General features: G+C 59.4%; 6 protein-coding genes and 1 pseudogene. All 7 read right to left on the bottom strand.

The window, feature by feature from the left end; genetic code table 11:
- Window positions 1-321 (bottom strand): annotated as a pseudogene (locus tag Q0288_RS09720) (Zn-dependent hydrolase); the annotation flags it as partial.
- A 144-nt stretch (window positions 322-465) separates the two neighbouring features.
- Window positions 466-1215 carry a (S)-ureidoglycine aminohydrolase gene (gene allE / locus Q0288_RS09725; protein ID WP_299429862.1) on the bottom strand — a complete coding sequence of 250 codons (750 nt, stop codon included), beginning with the start codon at window positions 1213-1215 and terminating at the stop codon, window positions 466-468.
- 177 nt (window positions 1216-1392) lie between these two features.
- Window positions 1393-2751 carry an allantoinase gene (locus tag Q0288_RS09730; protein WP_299429864.1) on the bottom strand — a complete coding sequence of 453 codons (1359 nt, stop codon included), beginning with the start codon at window positions 2749-2751 and terminating at the stop codon, window positions 1393-1395.
- A 58-nt stretch (window positions 2752-2809) separates the two neighbouring features.
- Window positions 2810-4087: an allantoate amidohydrolase gene (locus tag Q0288_RS09735; protein WP_299429866.1), complete on the bottom strand. Its 1278-nt coding sequence runs from the start codon at window positions 4085-4087 to the stop codon at window positions 2810-2812.
- A gap of 154 nt (window positions 4088-4241) precedes the next feature.
- Window positions 4242-4598 carry a hydroxyisourate hydrolase gene (gene uraH, locus Q0288_RS09740; RefSeq protein WP_299429868.1) on the bottom strand — a complete coding sequence of 119 codons (357 nt, stop codon included), beginning with the start codon at window positions 4596-4598 and terminating at the stop codon, window positions 4242-4244.
- A gap of 9 nt (window positions 4599-4607) precedes the next feature.
- Window positions 4608-5924: a urate hydroxylase PuuD gene (locus tag Q0288_RS09745; RefSeq protein WP_299429870.1), complete on the bottom strand. Its 1317-nt coding sequence runs from the start codon at window positions 5922-5924 to the stop codon at window positions 4608-4610.
- Window positions 5925-5946: 22 nt separating this feature from the next.
- Window positions 5947-6134, bottom strand: a 188-nt coding sequence (locus Q0288_RS09750; RefSeq protein ID WP_299429872.1) for a 2-oxo-4-hydroxy-4-carboxy-5-ureidoimidazoline decarboxylase, incomplete at its 5' end; no start/stop codon positions are given.

Below are 6134 nucleotides of genomic sequence, written 5' to 3' on the forward strand. Positions count from 1 at the left end.
AATAGCCTCCAGGCCACCCAGGACCCCCACCGTACCGTCGTACATACCTGCATACGGAATCGCATCGAAGTGTGACCCCGTGCCCACCGCGGGTAAGTCGGGCACAGAACCCTCCCAGCGAGCAAAAATGTTACCCAACCCATCTTCTCGCAGGCTCAGGTCAGCTTCCTCACACAGGCTTTTGAGGTAGGCCCGGGCCTCCTGGTCTGGCCGGGTGTAAATGATGCGGGTAATGGCGGGCTTGGGAGTATCGGAAAACCCGGCCAGCTCCTCGAGTTCACGGATAATTCGTTCCTGATCTACCAGCGGTCTAACAATCATGGGTTGCTCCAGAAAAAATGGTAGTAGATGCCTGATGTAGGGTATGACCATGCCAGCTCTACAAAGGGGAGTTCAGTTGCACGAACAGCTTACCGTACATCCCAACCTGGCCCACACAAAAAAACCCCGGTAGAGCCTGCACGGTCAGGATAACATTTCCAGCGAATGGCGGTTCACATCTTTATAAATGAGATACTTACTGGGCATTTTGCCCAGGGCTCCAAACCACTGCGGGCAGTAAGACGCCATCCAGATCACATCTCCAGCCTGTACTGTATACCAGTGGTCGGCCAACCGGTAAACCCCACCCCCCTGAAGGAATAGCAGGCCATGCTCCATCACATGGGTTTCGACCAGGCTCAGATGCGCTCCTGGCTGGTAGCTCATGGTGTTCACCGCCATATCAAACGATGAATGGTCGGGCAGCAACAATCGCACCTGTAGCGCCTGGTCGCCCATCAGTGGGCTGCTGGGAATATCCGGCTCGTGGCCCAGTACCACACTGGGCACCTCCGCCCCCACCAGCGACTGGTAGGGTTTGTCAAAAACCATCATTCGGCCTGTCGATTGTGCATAGAAGCGATGGGGGGTGTTGGCCGGCAAATACCCATAACTATCGGCCTGGAGGGTATGCCTGGCCCCTCCCACCTCGAGCACAACCTCGCCTTCCAGCACATAGGCAAAGCGCTGAATGTCCAGCAGGCTCATCTCTCCCGAACCCCCTGGCTGCATCTCTACCGTGTACATCATGAAACGAGAACCCATTTCAGGCGCAATATGCACGACGCATGCAGTACTGCCCCATCCGGGCAAGGCCGAACGCACAAAAGTATCGGGGGTGAGCAGGGCATGCTCGGGGGTAACACGGGTACGGGTAAAACCGGTGAGGCTCATCGGGCACTCCTGTTGCACGCTCAACGGGTATGGCCCGCTGGGGGGGTCGTTGCGTTGCTCGAGTTATTCTAAGCTGCGCCCTACAGAGTTTGTCAAACTGCACGGTCTCGGGCGCAGTACCCAGCGGTATGCCAGCCACAGACCTGCTCTGGAACCCTTAAACCCGGGTGATGCCTCTCATTGGACGCCGGTTGCTCCTCTAGTCACCAGTCGAACCTCCACTGGCTTTTTAATCTTACCCTCGGCATAGACCCTTTGTCCGCGCACCCAGGTCTGCTGTACCACCCCAACCAGGCTTCGACCGAGATAGGGGCTTTGCCGGTGGCGATACAGCAAGTCGTGGGCGGTCAGGGTCTTGCTTTGGGCCAGATCTACCAGGCAAAAATCGGCATCGAATCCGGTCTTCAGTTGGCCTTTGGCAATTAAACCAAACCGCTTGGCAGGATTGAACGACAGCATCGCGGCGACTTGCTCCAGTGCTAAGCCTCGGCGCTGCCAGCCCTCGGTAAGCAAGACCGGAAGCGTAGATTGTACTCCCGAAATTCCCCCCCATAGAGCAAAGAAATCCGTCCCGCGCTTCAGCTCAGGTGGACTGGGAGAATGATCGGAGCCGATGATGTCTACCACCCCATGCAACACCTGATCCCACAACAGGCTTTGCTGGGAACTGGAGCGGAGGGGTGGAGCGCACTTACCCAAGGCGCCCAGGCGCTCGAGGTCGGCCTCGGTAAAGGCCAGGTAGTGGGGGCAGGTCTCGAGGCTCACATCCACTCCGCTGGCTCTGGCCTCTGCTGCCAGCACTACTCCTGCGCCCGAACTGATATGCACAATATGGAGCTTGCAGCCGGTTTCTTTGGCGAGCAATAGAGCCCGCTGGATCGCCTCCAGCTCGGTAAAAACCGGGCGCGAAGCCAGATACTCGCGCCAGGTGGTTCTACCGCTGGTGCGCATCTGCTGGCTAAGGTGTGCGGTTAATGCGTCCGACTCAGCGTGCACAGCCACCGGCAGCCCCAGTCGGGCTGCAACCCGCATCCCTTCGTACAGGGTAGCATCGTCAGCATGGGGGAATTCCACCAACCCCGAACTGGCCATGAAAGCCTTGAACCCGATCACCCCAGACTCCGCCAGCTCGGGCAGGTGTTCCAGGTTGGCCGGGGTCAGACCGCCCCACAAAGCAAAATCGCTGCAGGAGGCAGCCTGCATGGCGCTCAGTTTCTGTTGAAAGGCTCTGGCATTCAGGGTACAGGGCAGCGAGTTAAGCGGCATGTCGAAAAATACCGTTCCGCCACCCGCCGCAAAAGCCGCGCTTCCGGTCTCGATGCCTTCCCAGTGAGCCTGTCCCGGCTCGTTAAAGTGGACGTGCACATCTATCAGCCCAGGCAGTATGTGCAATCCCTCTGCGGGTATCTCCTGACGGGCAGGCTCGGCAATTTCCGGAGCTATCTGGGCCGTCTGCCCATCCAGAATACCCAGATCGGCCCGCCGCACCCCTTTCGGGGTAACCAGGCTTCCACCGCGCACGATCAGGTCGAGCATAAAACTCCTTTGGTCGAGCGTCAAAGGCGCAGGGGTCGAGAACTCTAAGCGGATCTGGCTAGAGGCGACGGTTCTCGCTTTCGGCCTTCGGCTGGCCGCTTTCGGCCAACCGCTGCAAAAAATCCAGACCCACCCGCAATGCTGCTTCCACATCCTGGGGCCTGACCGATTCGTCAGGGTGGTGCGAAAGACCCTCTGGGCTACGCAGGAAGAGCATGGTGGACGGGCACAACGCTGCCACGATCATCGCATCGTGTCCAGCCCCCGAAACCAGGTGGTGTACCGGGTAACCCTGCGCTTCAACCCCCAGGGTCAATAACTCGTTCAGGTCTTGACTGCAGGGTACCGAGGCCTGTTCGTACTGGGTCAGATAGCCCAGCTCGAGCCCCCGGCGTTGCGCCACTTGCTGCGCACGGGTAATGAGGTTCGCCACCGCCAGGCTGCGCACATCATCGTACTGATGGCGTACATCCAGGCTCATGCGCACTTCCCCTGGAATTACATTGGCGGCCCCTGGCAGGGCCGAAATCATGCCCACCGTCGCCACCAGACCCGGCTCCTCACGGGCTTCGCGCTCCACCAGGGTCATCCACTCCGCAGCCCCAGCCAGGGCATCGCGGCGCAGGTGCATGGGCGAGGTACCCGCATGTCCTGCCTTACCACGAAAAGCCACCTCCAGCCGGGTTCCCCCCACAATAGCCTCCACGATGCCCAGCGGATACCCCAGGGCTTCCAGAACCGGCCCCTGCTCAATATGAAACTCCAGATACCCCTTCACCTGGGCCGGGTTGTAGGCGGCCTGGGCAATCCAGGCCGGGTCAAGCCCAAAGTTTCGAATGGCTTGCTCCACGGTCTGCCCCTGGTCATCTTTCAGCTTCAAAAATTCCACTTCAAACCGTCCCACCACCGCCTTACTACCCATAAAAGGTACCCCGTAGCGCACCCCTTCCTCTTCAGAAAAAGCAATCGCTTCGATGGCAAAAGGCAGTCTACGACCCTCCAATCCCTTCACCAGGGCCAGGGCCAGCATCACCCCCAGCGGGCCATCGTACTGGCCTGCATCGCGCACCGTATCCACGTGTGAGCCCATCAGGAATAGCGGGGCCTCGGGGGTCTGGCCGGCATACTGCCCAGTCACGTTCCCAACCGCATCTATGCGCACCTCCATGCCCAGTTCTCCCATCCAGCTCGCCAGGGCCGTGTGAACCTCGCGCATGGGGGGCGACAGGAAGGTGCGGGTAAGGCGGCCTGACTCCTCCGAGAGGCGGCCCAGCAGTCGGCAGCGCTCAATGGCTTCCTGGGCCAGTTGGTGGATGTGGCTATCGGATAGTTTCATGTCAAGGGTCAGGGGTCAAGTGCCAGGGGTCGAACTTCCAAGCTTATGTGCGTTACCCGGCAGGGTCAGGGTGAGATTCGCGGGGGTCGTTATGCATCGTTGTGGGAGCTGACCTGGGGTTTCTCGGTTTTCGGCTCTCGAGCTTTTACCCAACTCAGCTCCCCCGGTAGGTACTATAGCCAAAGGGCGAGAGCAACAACGGTACATGGTAATGGCCCTTAGCATCGGCGATGCCAAAACGGATCAGCACCTCGTCCAGAAATGGGGGATCCGGGAGAGCCACCCCCAGGGCTTTGAAGTAAGCCGCAACATGAAAGACCAGTTCGTAGTTGCCGGTTTGCAGGGTTTCACCGGAAAGCAAGGGCTGATCGGTGCGCCCGTCACCATTGGTGCTGGTCGCGGTAATGAAGCTGCGTTCGCCAGAAGGGCCAATGCGGTAGAGCTCGAGGTCGAGCCCCACTGCCGGTCTACCATGCGCGGTGTCGAGGACGTGGGTCGAGAGTCTGGCCATGACTCAATCCTAAGGCCCCCTGGCCCCCTGGGCCACCCAGGCCCCCAGCTTGGCCCGCTGTTCATCGGTCATGACCGGAATCCCCGGTGCGGGTAAGGGCATGTACTGGGTATCCACCGAAACCTGTTTGATCCTCTGCGCGTACCCCACAATCTGCGCGGCCGTCTCCAGCATCACCCCTCCGGGAGCCGACGCAAAACCAGGCTGGGTGGGGCGGGCTGCGTGACACATCTGGCAGTGCTGCACAATGATGTCTTGTACCTCAGCAAAGGCTACTGGGGGAAGATTCTGGGCTGCTGTGATGGGGCGGGGTGCGGTCAGGTAAAAGGCCCCCAGCAGCAGGGCCGCCGCCAGCACCAGCAGGTAGGGCATGGCTCCACCTTCCACCAGGGTTTTATGGTGCTCTTTCTCGGTGACGTTGATAAAGTGCCGCACCGCCACCCCGGCCACGAAGAGCAGGATCAGAATCAGCCAGTTGGCCCCACCGCTATAGGTCATGGGGAAGTGGTGGGCAATCATGGTAAAGAGCACCGGCAGGGTCAGGTAGTTGTTGTGGCGCGAGCGAAACTGTACCCAGGCCACAAAACTGGGGTCGAGGGTTTCGCCGTTTTGCACCGCTCTGACCAGTTTCTTCTGCGAGGGGATGATTACAAAAAAGACATTGGCAGCCATGATGGTACCCAGCATGGCCCCGATGTGCATAAAGGTGCCCCGCCCACTGAAGATCTGCCCAAGCAGGTAAGCCGCAAAAGCCACCAGCACACCCCCCACCATCAAGAACAAGGCCGGACGGTAGAGAAGCTGGGTTCTGGAAAGCCCAACATAAACCAGCCAGGCCAGAACCAGACTCCCCACCGCAGTGGCGATCGCGGCCCAGTCCGGCAGGGTGCTGCCGGGGGCCAGCAGAATGGCCCCTGGATCAGCGTAGTAGACAATCACCAGCAGCAAAAAGCCCGTGACCCAGGTCAGATAGGCATCCCACTTGAACCAGTGGAGGTATCTGGGCAGTTGCTGGGGGGCTGTCTTGTACTTTTCCAGGTAGTAGATGCCACCCCCATGAATCGTCCAGATGCTGCCAGAGAGCTCGGCCCGCACGCCCTGACGCTCGAGGGCATTTTCCAGAAAGATGAAGTAAAAACTGGCCCCGATCCAGGCAATACCGTAGATGATGTGCAACCAGCGCACCATCAAATTGAGCCACTCCCTGGCGTGGGCCTGCCAGCCGTTGGCCAGGGTCAGCGCCAGACCGACCGCTACAATTGCCAGAATTGCGATTATCCAGGGCCATTTGATCGCCCGCAAGCGGTCGTGATCTAAAATACTCATAAGGCCAACCCCGGGGAGAAGTCTATTCCTCGGCTACCAGGTCGGCAAGCCGAAAGCGGGCAATCTGGTAGATTTCTGCCAGAGCCGCTTGCAACTCCACCTCAGGGCTGTGGTGAAGCCGCATTTCCATCGAAATAAAAATATCGTGCCTGCTTTTGCCCCTGACCGCCAGAATAAAGGGAAATCCAAACTTTTGGGTGTACTGCTGGT

This window comes from uncultured Meiothermus sp. (assembly GCF_937863175.1).
GTDB lineage: Bacteria > Deinococcota > Deinococci > Deinococcales > Thermaceae > Meiothermus.

Coding starts and splice junctions, on each gene's coding strand:
- uraH (WP_299429868.1), bottom strand. CDS start 4,598: ATGGCCAGACTCTCGACCCACGTCCTCGACACCGCGCATGGTAGACCG.
- allE (WP_299429862.1), bottom strand. CDS start 1,215: ATGAGCCTCACCGGTTTTACCCGTACCCGTGTTACCCCCGAGCATGCC.
- Q0288_RS09735 (WP_299429866.1), bottom strand. CDS start 4,087: ATGAAACTATCCGATAGCCACATCCACCAACTGGCCCAGGAAGCCATT.
- Q0288_RS09730 (WP_299429864.1), bottom strand. CDS start 2,751: ATGCTCGACCTGATCGTGCGCGGTGGAAGCCTGGTTACCCCGAAAGGG.
- Q0288_RS09745 (WP_299429870.1), bottom strand. CDS start 5,924: ATGAGTATTTTAGATCACGACCGCTTGCGGGCGATCAAATGGCCCTGG.